Here is a 16582-nt window from a genome sequence, read left to right on the forward strand (position 1 = left end):
CACTGACACTATCAACAAAGCTACCATAAACCAAAAATATATTTTCCAAAGCATCTTTATCCCTCATGTTTCTTCATATATACCACGGCATACCATTTGTTTCTATATAATGTTGTACCTCTCAAATTTTAACAGCAAATCCTCTTGGTTTATATATGTATTTTTTTCCTTATCGTCTAACCTCCCGTTGGTTCAGTAAGAACTTCAACAAAAGCTACGGTAATCTCTAAAACGAAAATTTTTTTCTCAATGTCGGCAACACTTTTTCCTCAAAGTTCCCGTTATTTCTTTCTTTTATGAACATGGCGACAAATTCCTCGTTCCCACTGGTTTCGTCATCAACGGTGTGTTCTGCCACATAAATCTCATATTTATAATCTTGAATGTCTTCCACAATAGAAGAGAGGACATAAAGCATAAAATTGGATTCTTCATTTTCAATTATCCTTAATAATTCTTGAGGATTTCTTGGACTAATCCAGATAACATTTTCGTGGTACGCATTACCAAAGGACCAGGTTTCACTTCTAAAGACTTCCCTACTTGATATAAATGATTTCCATTCCTCTTCCTCATATCTTAAATTCCCTTCAAAATACGGGAATAAAATAAGGTCGTCTTTATCTAGAAAGGAGTATAAAAACTTTGCTGTTTCTTCTAGTCCCAATTCAAATTCCTTAATTGTGAAGTACGGCGATTTTCCAATTAACTTCATTTAACCACTCCAACTAGTAAAAATTCCCCTCTCTTTTTAAGCTAACCGACACCGATTTTTTCAATTAGGATATTTCAATCAACAACTCTATTTTAATTTCTCAGCAAAACGCCCATTCTCCAAAATTTCATCAGTTTTCATAAAAGTCCATTCGCTTATAGAGACATTAGGATTTTTTTTCAAAAAATCCTGCATAATCTGATAACCGATTTTGTAACCGGACAATCTGGGAATGTTATGGTTTCCAGCATTCAACTCAACCAAGTCGTCAGTATCATAAGAATATCTTCTCTCTATTGCCCAATTCAAAATTGCCTGTTCCTCATCTTGCGTTAATTCAGTTATCCATGGAAGGGTTAATTCAGGAATAATCATGTGTGCAAAGGAATCGGCTTTACCTTCTGTTAAAACATAATCTATTAAATCAATTCTTTGGTTATTATCTCCCTCTAAATAGACGGTATGATGGTATTCATGTGCCAAGACGTATTTTAGCGTCTCTTCATCATAATTTTGGGGTGCAATCTGCAGGACAATAACTTTGTTAGAGGTTGCAAACGCAGTAACTCCGTTCATTTGATTGATAATAGAGTATTGGTCTGGATTAAACGGAAACAGATAGATGGTTGTTTTTCCACCTGGAAGCACGGTAGCTGACTTTTCTAACGCTTCTTTTATTAAATGGCTAAAATGTTCAAAGTCTTTATCCAATATTTGTATTGATTCATTCAATCGTTTTATATTGATTGGAGCCGCAAAATTATATTTATCTTTTAGCCATAGTCCACCATCTTCACCAAATGCTTCTTTGCGGAAAGGCTCTACAACTGTTGATATGTACAATTCTTTATGGTCCGCATCCGAATTATCGTTCATTTTTTGTATGTATTCGAGTATAGGATTAAAAACCGGCACTAGATCAAACTCTTGTTCTCCGACCTTAAACTGTAGTGGAGCGGCATTTTTAATTACATAGCTTTGGTTTTGTTCAACTTGCTCGGGGGAAACTTCCTTTTTTGGTGTTTTTTCTTGTGTTGAAGTTCTTTCTTCAACACAACCGCTTAATAAAGATATGATTATTAAGAAAATGAAAGCTAAATGCCTATTCATATTTATCACCCCATTCTACTTATTTCTTCCACTATCTCTTGGCCGCTTGTACAATAAGGATTCAACAGAAAACTACGTACACCTTTTCTGGCTTTTACGCACCTGATTGTTTCGCCAAGGATTACAAAGTTTTTCTTACAAATTTGTACTGCCTTATTATAAAAATGGTACGAACGATGAGATAGATAGCTATTCCTAAATTCACAAAAAGACTGCCATTTATTAACACTAAATTCTCAGCCCCCTATTTCCTTGCTTTAAGCCTATACCTAATTTTACCATATCCACCTTGCAATGTTAGTCAAAAAAAAATGCTGTCTTGTTTGACAGCAGATTGGGATTCCATCCCTTATTGCGAATTATTTTTCCTTTGGCGCTTCCTTGCTTGCCATTTTACTCTGTGCATTATCCGGGACAACCGACAAATGAGCTCGCCGGATTCTTTTCTTAAACCGAATCATGAAAGCTTGAAACTGAGCTTCCCGATTCTTCTCCCATTCTTCCGGAGTGACTTTCCTATGCTTCACTAAATACCCTCACCTTTCATTCATAAATAAAACCCGGATTACACTTCATTACCGTAACCGTTGCTTCCCCTTTTAACCAAAATGCCTATTTTGCTTATTATGGAATTCAACAAAAAAGGAGCTTAATCCTTCTTGAATTAAGCATCCTATCGTATCAGCATATAAAAAAGGGAGCCTGCAATACAGAATCCATAAATTAATCAGTTTACACCTAATCTTTGATTAAGTTTTCTTTTTTGAGGAAGTTCCTTGCTACCGTGCCAGGTTTCATTCCTTTTACCGCAACCTCATAATTCATTTTCCGCATTTCATCGTCGGTTATCTTTCCGGCAAGCTTGTTTAGTGCTGTTACAAGCTCAGGATATTTGTCTGCCGTTTCTTTTCTCAATAGCGGTGCTCCCTGATAAGGCGGGAAGAAATGTTTATCATCTTCAAGAACCCTGAGATGGTATTGTTCCAGCTCACTGTCAGTAGAATAGGCGTCAACAAGATTGATTTGGCCGCTTTTTACGGCATTGTATCTCAACTTGGGCTCCATGGTAGTCAATGAGTTGAATTTTACGTTGTATTTTTTTATTAGACCCGGATAGCCATCTTGTCTGTCTGTAAACTCGCGAGTGAATCCGGCTTTGATTTGCTCCTGGACTTTAGCCAGGTCAGAAATCTTTTGCAAATCATATTGCTCCGCAAATTGTTCAGGAACTGCCAGTGCGTAGGTATTATTATATTGAGTCGGCTCCAGCAGCAACATATTCAGCTTCTTCAAAACCCCATCTTTGGCTTGTTGGTATACTTCTTTCCTATCCGTACTTACTGGCTGCTCTTTTAGAAACTCGGCGATGACCGTTCCGGAGAATTCAGGGTAGATATCAATACTTTTGGATTTTAATGCGTTAAATACAAAAGATGTACCGCCCAGCCCAGGCTTTAATTCAACATGCAAGTCTGTATCATTCTCGATGAGCAACTTGTACATATTGATTAAAATTTCAGGCTCTGACCCTAATTTACCAGCAATGACAAGATCCTTTTGTTCTCCTTTGTTAAAGAATGTTGATGCTATGATAAGCAAGGCTATCAAAGCAAAAGTACCAACCCCGGCCATTACTTTTTTAAAAGAAAGCCTTTCAAATTGGCGAAGCAGGCCATCAAATACGATAGCCAATAATGCAGAAGGAATTGCACCTAAAACAATGAGTGAATAATCATTACGGTCGATTCCAAGGAGGATTATATCGCCCAATCCACCCGCTCCAATTAAAGCGGCAATTGTTGCAGTTCCAATGATTAATACGGTCGCCGTGCGAATGCCTGCCATGATCACCGGCATAGCCAACGGAATTTCGACTTTGAGAAGTCTTTTTCGCGTATTCATACCCATTGCACGTGCTGCCTCGCGTACAGATGGATCTACCTCTTTAATTCCTGTATACGTGTTTCGTAATAATGGTAGTAATGCGTAAGCAACTAATGCGAAAATGGCAGGKATTGTGCCGATTCCAAACAACGGAATGAGCAATCCCAAGAGGGCCAGGGAAGGAATCGTTTGTAAGACGCCAGTCATACCGATAATGTATTCGGCAATTTTTGGCTTCCGGGTTAGATAAATCCCCAATGGCAGAGCGATTAATATGGCGAAAAAGAGCGCAATTAGCGATATTTCAATATGCTGAAGCAAAGCATGTAAAAGCTGCCACTTCCGTTCGGCAAAGGCGTGCACTAAATTATTCATGTTCCCGCCCGCCTTTCCTCACATAATCTGCAAGATATTTCAGCACATGCTGTCTATTTACTACTCCCGTCACTTCTCCATTGTGCTTTACAGGCAAGGAATCGGTATTCATCAATTCCTCCAGCACCTCATCTAAATCAGCGGAAATTGAAATCGCGTTCTCGCTAGATGGGATATCGGCCAATTGCGAAATCGGTATGATCAAATCTTCTAACTTAATTGTCAGGTTGCGTCCGCTTCCTACGAATTCTCTTACAAAATCATTCACTGGGTTTGTTAAAAGTTCGTTTGGTGTGCCGATTTGGACAATTTCCCCCTCCTTCATCACACAGATGCGATCGCCTAATTTTAACGCCTCACGCATATCGTGGGTAACGAAAACAATCGTTTTCTTAATTTCACGCTGTATGGTAAGCAGGTCGTCCTGAAGTTTTTCCCTGCTAAAGGGGTCAAGGGCACTGAACGGTTCATCCATTAAAAGAATCTCCGGGTCCCCCGCCAAGGCCCGAACCACTCCGATTCGCTGCTGTTGCCCGCCTGATAGTTCACTCGGCTTCCGGTTTCGATAGGAGGCAGGGTCCAGGCCCACTAAAGTAAGCAACTCGTCCACACGATTGGCAATTCTCTGTTTATCCCAATGCAACAGCTCTGGAACGACTGCGATATTTTCGGCTATTGACATATGCGGGAACAGGGCAATCTGTTGAAGCACGTATCCTATATTCCAGCGGAGCTCATTAATATCATAATCACTGATTTTCTTGTCATTAATCCAAACCGTTCCTCTTGTCAGGCTGATGAGCCGATTTATCATCTTTAAGGTAGTCGTTTTCCCTGATCCGCTCGGACCAATGAGAACAAAAAATTCGCCTTTCTTTATCTCAAAATCCAAGGAATTCACTGCATACGTTCCATTGGTATATTCTTTTGAAACCTGTTCAAATCGAATCATCTTTTTTCTCCTTTTAGGTGCGCCTTAAGTAGCTTTCCAGCTCCTCCGGTTCTTCAATTCATATGCGTTGAATTGTGGATACAATAAAGAATAGTTACTCCCTAACTCTATTTCAATTTTGGCATAAAGAGTGTTCTGTTTTATGTAGTCCTACTTTCACAAACCTACCACTTCTTCCAAAAGAAGTTCAACAAAAAAGGACCGCAATTTTTTAGAACTACGGTCCCGTTTCTAATTGAAATTGGTAATCATCCAAAATCACCAGAAGAATGTGGGGATATTCGGCCAGGCGTATTATTAAGGCGGGCTGTACAGCCGCTCGGCGCCCTTTCTCAACACACAATTCTTAMCCCGCCGCTTTTAAAGTGACCATTGCCCACATATACCATTAGCATGGTAATAATCAATCGGCGCAGCAGTATGAGTATTTTGATAAGTCCATAGCTGCTAATCATGTCCATATGTTCTTTTTTTATATTTACAATCTTGAATAAAAAACCACAGCTTACTTTTTTAAAAAAAGCCGAAAGAGTGAGCCTTTGGACAATAAAGATGGATTGCGACTGGAAAAGTGAACCAAATGGGGTTTGAAGATATTAAACGAGACCAAAATGATATGATAAAGATAGCAGTGAAAAAATGATCAACAGAAAGGAGTGCTAATTTTATGAACCACAATACTATTATTCGAAATAATATACATATCAGCGGCAAAGGTAAGAAACCTATTATTTTCGCTCCTGGTTTTGGATGTGACCAAACCGTATGGAAAGATGTTTCGCCAGCATTTGTTGACGATTATCAAGTTATTTTATTTGATTATGTTGGATTAGGCAATTCAGATCTTACCGCTTTTGACCCTGCTAAATATAGTGATCTGTCCGGTTACGTCCAGGATGTCCTGGATGTTTGTGCTGCTTTGGATTTAAAGGAAGCGATATTTGTCGGACATTCTGTCAGTAGTATGATTGGTTTATTAGCTTCCAATTTGAAACCAGAGTATTTTTCACACATGATTATGATTGCTCCATCACCTTGTTATTTAAATGATCCTCCTGAGTATTATGGTGGTTTTGAAAAAGAAGATTTAGTCGGTTTAATTGAGATGATGGAGAAAAATTACATTGGGTGGGCCAATGCTTTCTCTGGTACTCTAATAAATAATTCAGCCCGAACAGATGTGGCAAAAAATCTGGAAGATCGATTTTGTTCAACTGACCCTCTTATCGCCAAAACATTTGCAAATGCTTGTTTCTTTGCTGATAGCCGGCTGGATATCGTAAAAGCGAAGGTGCCTTCTCTCATCCTGCAATGTGCTGAAGATATCATTGCACCAATTGCGGTTGGTGAGTATTTAAAAATGAACATGCCAAATAGTACACTCACCTATATGAATGCCGTCGGTCATTGCCCGCATTTGAGCGACCCGGATGAAACTATCCAATCTATTAAAAAGTACTTGATTAATCAATATGACCCACTTATTGGGGAGGGTGTAGGTGTTGTTTAAATGGATGAATTAATAGACAATGCACCCTGTGGATTTATGACTCTCACGAAGGAGGGTAAAATCCTATCCATTAATAAAACATTGCTTAATTTACTGCAATACCCATCATCTGAGCTGCTGATAGGGAAACATTTTAATGTTGCACTATCTACTTCAGCTCAGATTTTTATTCAGCTTTATTTATTTCCCCTAATTAAAGCAAAGCACTATGTGGAGGAAATATATCTTTCATTACTTACCGAAAACGGCGAGGAAATTCCTATTTTATTAAATGCGTCCTTGCAAAAAAATAATGAAGTTATCTGTGTGATTGTTCCAATGCGAAATCGGAATGCGTTGGAAGATGAGCTCATTAATGCAAGAAAAACGGCTGAAGCCGCGTATCATGAAAAAGAAAAGGCCCTATTGGAATTGGAAGTAGTTCTTAAATCCTTAGAGGGGAAACAACAGGAGCTACTGGAGGCGAATCAAATAAATGCCAAATTCAAGTTGGACACCGAACGCGAATTACAACTCGCAAAAACAATCCAGGAAACTGCCCTTACCAAAAATATAGTAAATGACAATATTAAGATTCTTGCGTATTACCATGCTTCAAAATCATTATCAGGAGATATTTATGGATTTTACCAGATTGCTTCACAAAAATATGGAATTATCTTATTGGATGTTATGGGGCACGGGATTTCATCGGCCTTAATCACCATGTCTCTTCAATCACTTTTCCAAAAGTTAATTTCACAAGGTGTAGCGCCTGAAATGGTTATGGGGGAGTTAGACCAATACTTGCACGAATTATTTAAAGACAACCAAAACGCTTGGCATTATTGCACAGCTATTTATTTAACTATTGATACACGTACAAAGACTGTTGAATATATTAATGCAGGACACCCTCCTGCCATTTTACAAGAAGAAAATGGCACTCAGCGAGAATTCCTGGCAACAAGCCCTCCGTTAGGGACATTTGAAAATATTTCTTTTACATCGAGAACGTTACACTATACACGCGGGACAAGAATTCTTCTCTATACAGATGGGGTCTCGGAAGCATTTGAGTTAAACTCCTTAAGTTCCTTATTGCAAGAATCATTATGTAGTCCCTTGGCAAAGACAAAAGATTATATACAAAAAGCCCTTGAAAACAAGGAAAGCAACTATATTAAATACAACAACGATGATCAATGTTTTATTTTGATTGAGATGAACTAATGTTAAATAATTTAATTGCGCACACTATTGGCCGAATCTTTCAACTCTCTTTTATGGCGGATCATCTAATGAAAATGTATTAATACATTAAGGAATAACAATACCGGAGTGGGGAGGTATATTTCGCCACTCCTAAAATCGGTATGAACTATCTGTGTTTTTCAAAACTCCCTAATCCCACTTTTTAAACGACACCTCAATAACAACTCTTCAAGGGCGATATCCTTCGGTTTTTCCTGCTATTGTGCTAGGATTTAAAACAGAGCGCAATCATGCTTCTCACGTAAAAAATTTTCACAAACAAAGGTGGAAAAAATATGAACAGCGAATTACCCATTAATATAACAGGTATAGACGCTCTAAATAGTATTGGTGAAAATATTATTATAGCTGATACCGAATATAAAATTATTTGGCTTAATATTAAAGCAAGGCAAACCCTTGCATTAATCGGCCCTCTGTATGGGCTTTCCAATGTGGATGAATTTATCGGATTGAGCATGGACCATTTTCATCAGAAACCTTCATATCAGCGCAATGTCATGGGCGGGTTGCAGGATGGACATAGAGCAAGGATTAATATAAAAGGTAAATTTATTGCTGATATTGTAGTGACTCCAATTAGAAGAAATCAAAACCCCAATGTAGTTGAAGGTTATATGGTCATGCTCATGGATGTTACAACTGAAGCAGAAGAACAAAATAAGATGGAGAAAAAAATTAGGGAGTTATCCGCTCCTATTCTAAATATATGGGACAAAACAATTGCGATAACCCTTGTTGGAGAATTCGATTTGGATCGGGGCGAGATAGTAATTCCTGCTGTTTTGGAGGAATGTGTCACAAAAGGCGTAGAATTCGTAATGGTTAGTCTAAGAGGTATAAATCATTTTGATGACAGTGTGAGGCAAACAATACAAAAACTACACGATTGTTTAAAGTTGTTAGGTGTGGAATGTATTATTGTCGGTATTAAGCCTAAATTAGCACTTAGCATTCAACAACTAAATAATATCGCTACCTTTAGTGACGCTCATACTGGCTTGAAATATATAATGAAGCTCCAAGAAAAGAATGAATGTGCAGCAAGGGTTTAAAGATATAAAGTTGGTCGGGCAAAAGACTGAGGAGAATGGGTCCTGAGTTGGGCCCATTCTTCCTAGTCACCACTTCGATTTCTGGTGCCCTTTTATGAAAGTTTAGGTTATTGTCTTGGCATCCTTTGAACAACACCAGGGCCACACCCCGCAATAATTATTCTCCTTCCCTAAACAGAAGGGCTTCCTTCGCCATAACCGCGAGTTCAATTTTTTCAAGGGTTTTGCAATAATTCGTTAAAATTTCTCCATCCAAATTGACTTCTTTATGAATATAATCCAGCACATGCCAATCCTCAAACCAATCTCCGCTCGCCGCATCTTCATGGGGAATATTCGGCCAGGCGTATTTTAAAGGCGGGCTGTACAGTCGCTCGGCACCCTTTCTCAACACACAATTCTTAACCCGCCGCTTATAGAGTGACCTGGGATCAGACTCATTTACATCATTAAACAAGTCAGGCCAATAATCTTTCCGTGAGCCCGTGTGAGGGTGTTCATGCGCCCATTTCAATACCCCCTCCAGAATTTTTTCGCGCTCAAAAAGAAGGGCATACAATTCTTTTCCAAATAAAATTCTTTCGTGGAGTGAAGTGAAATAACGTGAGGTGGCGCCGACAAGGGACGCTTTCTCCCTTCTCTCCCCTGGATAGTAGGGAAAAAGAATGTTGTTGAGCCGCAAAAAGTCATACATTTTAAAGCTGACCGTACCTGTTACGGTATTTTTGAAATGGTTATTTTGAATTAATCTTTTTTCCAAATAGCTTTGTTCATTAATCACCGTCCCAATCGCCAATGTATGGCAATCCCCACTGCGCCAAAAATACCGCCATATTGTTTCCATGAAGGTGGAAACGCGAAGAAACGGAAGAAGGTGGAACATGTCTCGCCCCGCCCTCAAACTCAGGTCATAAACGAGAAATTGAGGAAACACATCTTGAAAAATCAGCCAACTGCCGCGTTCCAAAAAGGAAAAAATCGCTTTTTGATCTCGTTCAGGCAGAAGTTTTGACAGCAATTCCCCTTTTAAATCCGTCATGTTCCATCCGACGTTCCGCGATACCATATGTCCGAGAAGGGCCCAATGGATTTCGGGGTGCTGAAGGTAAAACTGCAAATAAGCTTGCGTCCGTGTTATATTGTTTTGGTTTAGTTGTCTCGTATGTTCTTTTATTAGGTGAATATATTGTTTATCAACTTCTGATAAGCAGGACAGAAGGGCGGAAGATTTCTTTTTCATCTTCTTTTTTAATTCTTTTTTTACATCTGAGAAAGAATCCAGCAAAAACGGCATCACCCTTTAGCAAAGTTGATTTTGAGTGTATCGGCCATCCCACGGAATTCATATTCATATTGTTCACGGAATATGAATACAAAGATGACTAGTTGGGAGAGGACGGGTACTATGAGGCATCGGGTATATAAGGAAATGGACAGAATCGCCAATCAGATCGTCCACGACCAATCAGAGGACGGGTCCTGGCGTTATCCTTTTGAGACTGGGATTGCATCGGACTGTAGTATGATTATTTTATTACGGACGTTGGAGATAAGTGATGAGGAGTTTATTAAAGAATTGGTGAAACGTATCGCCGGAAAACAGCAGAAAGATGGGTCATGGAAGCTGTTTCATGATGCGGAAAAAGGAAATCTGACATCCACAGTGGAAGCTTATTATGCCCTTCTTTATTCTGGTTACCGGGATCGAAATGCTAAGGAAATCCAGGCAGCAAGACGGTTTATCATGGCCAACGGAGGCGCCTCGGAAGTGCATATGTTTTTGAAAATCATGCTGGCCATAACAGGACAATGTGAGTGGCCGCACTTCCCCATTAATATTGAAGTGATGCTTTTACCTGACTCCTTTCCAATCAATCTTTTTGACCTCTCCGTGTACGGAAGAGCGAACATCATCCCTTTTTTAATCCTTGCCAATACTAATTTTCGCAAAAGGACGAAACGGTCGCCAAATCTGTCCGATTTGTTTCAAAGAAAAGAGGTTCGTTTTTTCACAGAGGATCAACCAGAAGACGTCCGCTCGGTAATCAAATGGATTAAACAAGGGATTCAGGGGCTGAAATACCATGGAAACCTTCGTGAATTGACATTGCATCGAGCCGAAAAATATATGCTCGACCGAATTGAACCGGACGGCACCTTTTTAAATTATTTCAGCACGACTTTCCTGATGATTTTTGCCTTACTGGCGAGGGGATATCCAACTACACATCCGGTGATTACTCGTGCAGTAAATGGTTTAAAAGCGATGGCCTGCCGGATTGACGGGGAACTTCACTGCCAGTACACGACGGCTACGGTCTGGAATACGACTTTACTCAGCTATGCCCTGCAAGAATCCGGAGTTCCGTATTCATCAAAAACGATTCAAAAGGCAAATCAGTACATTCTCTCCCGCCAGCATCTCAAATACGGGGATTGGGCGATTCATGAACCAGATGTGTTACCGGGAGGTTGGGGGTTTGCCGACTTAAACACAATCCACCCGGATATTGACGACACAACCGCTGCACTGAGGGCGATACGCACTTTGGCCACAGAGCAAGTGGATTACCGGCAGGCGTGGGACCGTGGAATAAACTGGCTCATTTCCATACAAAACAAGGACGGAGGTTGGGCCGCATTCGAAAAGAATGTAGACAAGAAAGTGTTGAATTTGTTGCCGATAGAGGGTGGCAAAGATTTATTGATTGATCCGTCGACAGTTGATTTAACGGGAAGGACTTTGGAATTCTTCGGCACCTATACCCATTTGAATCTTCACCATCCGATGGTGAAGGATGGGATTCGTTGGCTGTTGCGGCATCAGAATTCAGATGGTTCCTGGGTTGGGCGTTGGGGCGTATATATTTATGGGACATGGGCGGCTGTAACGGGACTTGTTGCAGTTGGGGTTTCACCGAATCATCCAGCTATACAAAAAGCGCTGGCTTGGTTGCGGAGCACCCAGAATCCGGATGGGGGTTGGGGAGAATCGTGTAAAAGTGATATCAAAAATTGTTATGTGCCATTGGGCGAAAGTACCCGCACTCATACCGCCTGGGCGCTTGACGCACTCATCTCGGCCGCAACTGGGGTTACGCCTGAAATTGAAAACGGCGCAGCTTTTTTAGTGGAAAAGAAGGAGAAAGACTGGAAGGCAACCTACCCAAAAGGAAGGGGAATGGCAGGATCGTTTTATCTCAATTATCATTGTTATGAATATGTCTTTCCACTGCTTGCCCTGGCTCATTATCAAAAATTGGCTGGCGGTCAGCTCTTAACGGTTAAGGAATTTAAATAATGATTTGTGCATTTAAACACCCTCCTAAGACCTAGGGTATATATTCATATCCTGTCATATAAAATGAACAAACCACAACGGACGGCATCTTACCAACTATAAGGAGGTAGATAAAACATGCTAGAGGCCCTCCATCCATTTTTGGATCTTAAAACATTAATTTGGTTGTTCCCCATCATTTTTATTTTCCATGACTTAGAAGAGATCATAACCATTGAATCCTCCATGGCTGCAATGAAGGACAAATACCCGAAAACGAGCTTTGTCGAACTAACATTCAGAATGAGGGAAAAACTAGGCTCGACTGCTGCCCAGCTTGCTGTTTCGGCTACATGGATTTTAGTGATTATCTCATTCACTACAGTGGTGACCACCCATTTTTCATCTAACGGAAGGGGTTTTCTTTTATTTACAGCCATCCTTAATTTATTTGTATTGCAGGCATGCATGCATATTGTTCAAACCATTATGTTCAGGGGATACACGCCTGGCATCATAACGTCACTGTTCCTCCTCATCCCTTACTGCCTCGTTACCTATTCTTCCTTAGTCGAGTTTGGACTGTTGGACTGGCATTTGATATTGGCCAGTCTACCGGTTAGCTTGGTCATGATTTTGGTTTTCCTCGTCGGCAATCTTTTAGGCCGTTTTTTTATTCGATAACTGGTTCCAGACTTTTGAAATCCTGGAGTGCATCCGCCAGTTTACGTTAGTTTATTTAAAAATAATTGCCAGGATAGCGAAAATAGTGGCAAAAAAACTAAGGTCATCTCTTGTCTTAATTTTTTCTCCAATCTATTAGCAAATTTCCTTGAAATGCTCCTATCATCGTTGATTGCCCCAGTAAGTTCCTTCTTTAACCTGAATCTTTGCAGCATTAAATACAAAAAGATGCAAAAGTAATTCCTTCTTCGCCCCACCACCTATTGGATTGTAATCCCATTCGTTTGGGGCTTTCAAAACAGTTATCTTGTAAAAAAATCTATTATGTATTGAGCCATCATCGTATTTCCAGAAATCTTCTCCAAGTAAGGTATCAACCTTAAAGTCTTTCAAGCCTGTTTCTTCTATTATTTCCCTTACAGCGTCAGAGGTATCTTCGTTATGACCCACTGTTCCTTTTCGAATTTGTATGCCTGCTTCAGGATTGGAATGCTTAAAAACTAACACTTGCGTATTTCCTTCTATTAATCTCGTTACATATCCGTAGACTTTTTTTACAGCATTCAAATGTTTTGCCCTTCTCGTAAAGCTTTTTGAGCTAAAATGTCCTTTAGGTCAATAAACAAACAGGTGCCTTAATCTTCTTGGACTATGGCACCTGTGAATAAGAAACTATTTGATTAATCAAGAAAACTTCTCGTTACAGATGTAAACGCACTTATCCGCGACCATTAGATTTAGTAAGATACTCCCCAGCTTAAAGTTACACATCTTTAAATAAGGCCCCTGTCCGCCTTGCCAGCATCTCCATTATAGAAACCAATGTAATGGAAATAATTAAATAACCAATGCCAATTATAAATTCTGTTCCCAGTAATGGCATAATCTCATTGTTCTCTAAATTATAGATAGAACGGAGGGCTTCGATACTATGGGTGAGCGGCATTAGGCGAGCTAGATTTTCCAGTGGTTCCGGTAGCACTGTAACCGAAAAGTTCACTCCGCAAAACACCTGGAAGAACGCTATTGATATATTTAAAAATAGGTTTACATTTGAAAACAACAGTCCTATGGATGCAAACAGCAAGGAAAAACAAATAATAGAAAACAATGTGACAGCAATTGAAAGAATTAGCAGACCCAGATCAGCGAGAGGTGCTTGAAGGCCAAATAAAAATCTTCCTATGAGCAAACCTACGATAAAAACAAATAAGCCGTCTAGCAAGGGTACTATTCCCTTGCGGATAATGATAAGAAGGGTGGGGGTCGGCGATGCTATATTCAATTCTAGTGTTCCATATCTCCGTTCCATTCTAAACATGTTTAAAAAATTGATCATCATTGTTCTACACACATAAAAAGCAATTTGTCCAATAACTACATATTGGAGATAGTCTGATCCAACAAGTGAGCTTGCCAATGCTGCGAAGAATACATATTGCATGATAGGGTCAACAATGCGAAATAGGACGAATAATTTCAATGTCTGGAATGAATAAACTGCTTTGTACGATAGATTAGTGAATCCATATTTATTAATTAAAAACACTACAGCGCCCCCAGTCTGCCGGATTCGCGCAATACTACTTCAATTTTTTTAATAATATAGTAAGCTGCTATTAAAAAAATAGTACTGACGATAATGGATATTCCCATTGTCAAATACATAGCTGGTGCTAATTCCAGTGTTTCATGGACTGATTTGATTCCCCATGTCATTGGTATTAGGAAGGCAAAAATTTTAATCAATATCGGGAATTCCTCTACGGGAATAAATACCCCACATAGGAGAATCATAGGAGTAAGGATTAAGTTTTGAAAATCAAATACGTTCTGAAACGCGACGAAAACAACTGCTAAAATAAGTCCTACAACTCCTAAGGAAAAAATCAGCACCAAAACAGAAAGAAAAAATAATGAATAGCTTGGGATATTGATAGGAAGTTGGAAGATAAAACGAGCATACACAAAGCTTAATATCATTGAAATCAAAGCAATCAGTGAATTGCTTAACGCTTTTGTCAAAATGACTGTAAAAAGCGACACAGGAGCAGCTATCAGCATTTTTAATGTGTCATTCCATCGTTGGGATATTAGAGCAGATCCTGAAGAGTAGAGAACATAGCTCCACATACTAATAAGTGCTGACGCTACAACAAATTTATCTGTATTCACTCCACCCCTTAATTCACTAAGAAAATATACTATCGATAAAAACATTAACGGCTGAAAAAAGAGTAGGAATTGATACATTTTATTACCAAAGCTGGTGAAGTATTTGACTTCACGAACTAAAAGATGGATTGTATTCATGCATTCACCCTACATCCTTCATATGATAGATATAAGCATCCTCAAGGGAAATATCCCGCTTTCTAATTTTCAAAACATCGCCATAATTACTAAGATGCTGTGTAATAGTTTCTATACGGGTTTCATTCACTTCAAAATTCACTGTATAAAATGGCTCTTTAATCGTTTCTACTTCGATTTTATTAAAGTAATTGTCCTGTTTTAATTGGTCTACATCTTGGATATTCATAGTTGCTTCGTATAGGTTTAGATGATTGCAGCTATCCTTTATATAGTTAGGTTCACCGATTAGACTCACTTTCCCATTTCTAATAAACGCTATTCGGTCGCAAAGTTCATCTGCATCTTGCATATAATGAGTTGTCAAAATAATAGTGATGCCTTTTTTGGATAATTCTTTAACGAGGTCCCGTAGGAGTTTTGCTCCAATAGGGTCAAGCCCGATCGTTGGCTCGTCCAGAAAGAGTAATTTGGGATCGTTAATTAAGCACCGGGCGATATGGAGTCGCTGAACCATCCCTTTGGAATATGTATGGATTTTTTGATTTTCGGCATCTTGGAGGTTAACCAGATTTAACAACTCTTTAATTAAACCTGACTGAGCTTTGTTTTTTATTTTATAGAGGGTACAGAAGTAATGCATATATTCCTTTGCCGTCAACCGGCCATAGACACCCCGTTCTCCTCCATAAATAAAATTAATCTTATCCCGAATTTTATGGCTCTCGGACACTACATCGTATCCTAATACCTTGGCTTCACCTGCAGACGGAAGCAATAGAGTGGTAAGTATTTTAATAGTCGTTGTTTTCCCGGCTCCATTCGGTCCCAAAAGGCCAAAAACTTCTCCTTCCTTTACTTCAAAAGAAACATTGTCCAGTACACATTTCTGGCCGCCCTTTTCCTTATAAAAACGTGTTAGTCCCTTAACTTCAATGATATTCTTCATAGCACCCTCCCCATTTTTTTCGGAAACATAAATGAATATTACCACAAATTACCGTTATATGTATATTATTCAAAATTTTTCAATCGCGGATTTTTGATTGCTGCCCTTCTCCTCTTCCAAATTATCTTTATGGTAAAATCAAACCAAACATTGGAAATTTTGATATGTGAAATATCTTTTTTGTTAGTGGTGACAACATCCAATATTCCCTTAGGGTAGAACGGTCTAATTCTTAATTGCTGAATTGTGCGCCAAACAAGTTTGATTTCCGATTTTTCTATATGCATTAACTCATTTTCTAGTTTAGTATTAATCGAACACCAATGGATTAAAGTGCCCATTATATTGAACAATGTTTTCGTTAATACAAGCCAACCCACCAACTTCCGAATATAAATCAAACGCTTCAATTAACTTGGACCTTGCCAGAAAAAGGTCCACTTCATATTCTTTACTAAACCCCATCAGGACTCATAACTACAAAAAGCATTTTTTTACTTT

General features: G+C 39.1%; 15 protein-coding genes. 5 read left to right on the plus strand and 10 right to left on the minus strand.

Annotated elements, in window-relative coordinates; translation table 11 throughout:
- Window positions 1-226 precede the first annotated feature (226 nt).
- The 5 genes from ADU24_RS17815 to opuFA form a co-directional block, all read right to left on the minus strand.
- Window positions 227-715, minus strand: coding sequence for a hypothetical protein (locus ADU24_RS17815; RefSeq protein WP_053367889.1), 489 nt, complete (start codon window positions 713-715; stop codon window positions 227-229).
- Between the two features lie 87 nt (window positions 716-802).
- Window positions 803-1825 carry a DUF2268 domain-containing protein gene (locus ADU24_RS17820; protein WP_053367890.1) on the minus strand — a complete coding sequence of 341 codons (1023 nt, stop codon included), beginning with the start codon at window positions 1823-1825 and terminating at the stop codon, window positions 803-805.
- 359 nt (window positions 1826-2184) lie between these two features.
- Window positions 2185-2352, minus strand: a complete 168-nt coding sequence (locus ADU24_RS23140) for a hypothetical protein (protein ID WP_156324622.1) — start codon at window positions 2350-2352, stop codon at window positions 2185-2187.
- Window positions 2353-2563: 211 nt separating this feature from the next.
- Window positions 2564-4084 (minus strand): osmoprotectant update ABC transporter permease/substrate-binding subunit OpuFB, encoded by a 1521-nt coding sequence (gene opuFB / locus ADU24_RS17825; RefSeq protein WP_053367891.1) that lies wholly within the window; start codon window positions 4082-4084, stop codon window positions 2564-2566.
- Entirely contained in the window at window positions 4077-5036 is a 960-nt protein-coding gene (opuFA, locus tag ADU24_RS17830) for an osmoprotectant update ABC transporter ATP-binding subunit OpuFA (protein WP_053367892.1), read from the minus strand. Before opuFA ends, opuFB begins: the two co-directional genes overlap by 8 nt.
- 667 nt (window positions 5037-5703) lie before the next feature.
- On the opposite strand from opuFA, the gene ADU24_RS17835 reads away from it, so the two are divergent.
- From ADU24_RS17835 to ADU24_RS17845, 3 genes are all read left to right on the plus strand, one after another.
- On the plus strand, window positions 5704-6546 hold the full coding sequence (locus ADU24_RS17835) for an alpha/beta fold hydrolase (protein ID WP_053367893.1): 843 nt from the start codon (window positions 5704-5706) through the stop codon (window positions 6544-6546).
- On the plus strand, window positions 6547-7758 hold the full coding sequence (locus ADU24_RS17840) for a SpoIIE family protein phosphatase (protein WP_053367894.1): 1212 nt from the start codon (window positions 6547-6549) through the stop codon (window positions 7756-7758).
- Between the two features lie 317 nt (window positions 7759-8075).
- Window positions 8076-8855, plus strand: a complete 780-nt coding sequence (locus tag ADU24_RS17845) for an STAS domain-containing protein (RefSeq protein WP_053367895.1) — start codon at window positions 8076-8078, stop codon at window positions 8853-8855.
- 157 nt (window positions 8856-9012) lie between these two features.
- Here the strand turns inward: ADU24_RS17845 and ADU24_RS17850 are convergent, their stop codons facing one another.
- Window positions 9013-10149, minus strand: coding sequence for a DUF2515 family protein (locus ADU24_RS17850; RefSeq protein WP_053367896.1), 1137 nt, complete (start codon window positions 10147-10149; stop codon window positions 9013-9015).
- A 111-nt stretch (window positions 10150-10260) separates the two neighbouring features.
- On the opposite strand from ADU24_RS17850, the gene shc reads away from it, so the two are divergent.
- Both shc and ADU24_RS17860 read left to right on the plus strand, forming a co-directional pair.
- Window positions 10261-12156 (plus strand): squalene--hopene cyclase, encoded by a 1896-nt coding sequence (gene shc / locus ADU24_RS17855; protein ID WP_053367897.1) that lies wholly within the window; start codon window positions 10261-10263, stop codon window positions 12154-12156.
- A gap of 117 nt (window positions 12157-12273) precedes the next feature.
- On the plus strand, window positions 12274-12819 hold the full coding sequence (locus ADU24_RS17860; RefSeq protein WP_053367898.1) for an HXXEE domain-containing protein: 546 nt from the start codon (window positions 12274-12276) through the stop codon (window positions 12817-12819).
- Window positions 12820-12981: 162 nt separating this feature from the next.
- On the opposite strand, the gene ADU24_RS17865 is transcribed toward ADU24_RS17860, so the two are convergent.
- The 4 genes from ADU24_RS17865 to ADU24_RS17880 form a co-directional block, all read right to left on the minus strand.
- Window positions 12982-13386: an NUDIX domain-containing protein gene (locus ADU24_RS17865; RefSeq protein ID WP_053367899.1), complete on the minus strand. Its 405-nt coding sequence runs from the start codon at window positions 13384-13386 to the stop codon at window positions 12982-12984.
- Between the two features lie 196 nt (window positions 13387-13582).
- A complete protein-coding gene (locus ADU24_RS17870) occupies window positions 13583-14368 on the minus strand; it encodes an ABC transporter permease (RefSeq protein WP_053367900.1) in 786 nt (261 codons plus the stop codon).
- Window positions 14368-15132: an ABC transporter permease gene (locus tag ADU24_RS17875; RefSeq protein ID WP_053367901.1), complete on the minus strand. Its 765-nt coding sequence runs from the start codon at window positions 15130-15132 to the stop codon at window positions 14368-14370. The genes ADU24_RS17870 and ADU24_RS17875 overlap by 1 nt, the downstream gene beginning before the upstream one ends.
- A 4-nt stretch (window positions 15133-15136) precedes the next feature.
- On the minus strand, window positions 15137-16081 hold the full coding sequence (locus ADU24_RS17880; RefSeq protein ID WP_053367902.1) for an ABC transporter ATP-binding protein: 945 nt from the start codon (window positions 16079-16081) through the stop codon (window positions 15137-15139).
- Between the last annotated feature and the right edge of the window lie 501 nt (window positions 16082-16582).

Source organism: Bacillus sp. FJAT-27245, assembly GCF_001273955.1.
Lineage (GTDB): Bacteria > Bacillota > Bacilli > Bacillales > Cytobacillaceae > Bacillus_D.

Bases quoted from the DNA above. Each gene is read 5' to 3' on its own strand.
- ADU24_RS17815 (WP_053367889.1), bottom strand. From the start codon at position 715: ATGAAGTTAATTGGAAAATCGCCGTACTTCACAATTAAGGAATTTGAA.
- ADU24_RS17820 (WP_053367890.1), bottom strand. From the start codon at position 1,825: ATGAATAGGCATTTAGCTTTCATTTTCTTAATAATCATATCTTTATTA.
- opuFA (WP_053367892.1), bottom strand. From the start codon at position 5,036: ATGATTCGATTTGAACAGGTTTCAAAAGAATATACCAATGGAACGTAT.
- ADU24_RS17835 (WP_053367893.1), top strand. From the start codon at position 5,704: ATGAACCACAATACTATTATTCGAAATAATATACATATCAGCGGCAAA.
- ADU24_RS17840 (WP_053367894.1), top strand. From the start codon at position 6,547: ATGGATGAATTAATAGACAATGCACCCTGTGGATTTATGACTCTCACG.
- ADU24_RS17845 (WP_053367895.1), top strand. From the start codon at position 8,076: ATGAACAGCGAATTACCCATTAATATAACAGGTATAGACGCTCTAAAT.
- ADU24_RS17850 (WP_053367896.1), bottom strand. From the start codon at position 10,149: ATGCCGTTTTTGCTGGATTCTTTCTCAGATGTAAAAAAAGAATTAAAA.
- shc (WP_053367897.1), top strand. From the start codon at position 10,261: ATGAGGCATCGGGTATATAAGGAAATGGACAGAATCGCCAATCAGATC.
- ADU24_RS17860 (WP_053367898.1), top strand. From the start codon at position 12,274: ATGCTAGAGGCCCTCCATCCATTTTTGGATCTTAAAACATTAATTTGG.
- ADU24_RS17875 (WP_053367901.1), bottom strand. From the start codon at position 15,132: ATGAATACAATCCATCTTTTAGTTCGTGAAGTCAAATACTTCACCAGC.
- ADU24_RS17880 (WP_053367902.1), bottom strand. From the start codon at position 16,081: ATGAAGAATATCATTGAAGTTAAGGGACTAACACGTTTTTATAAGGAA.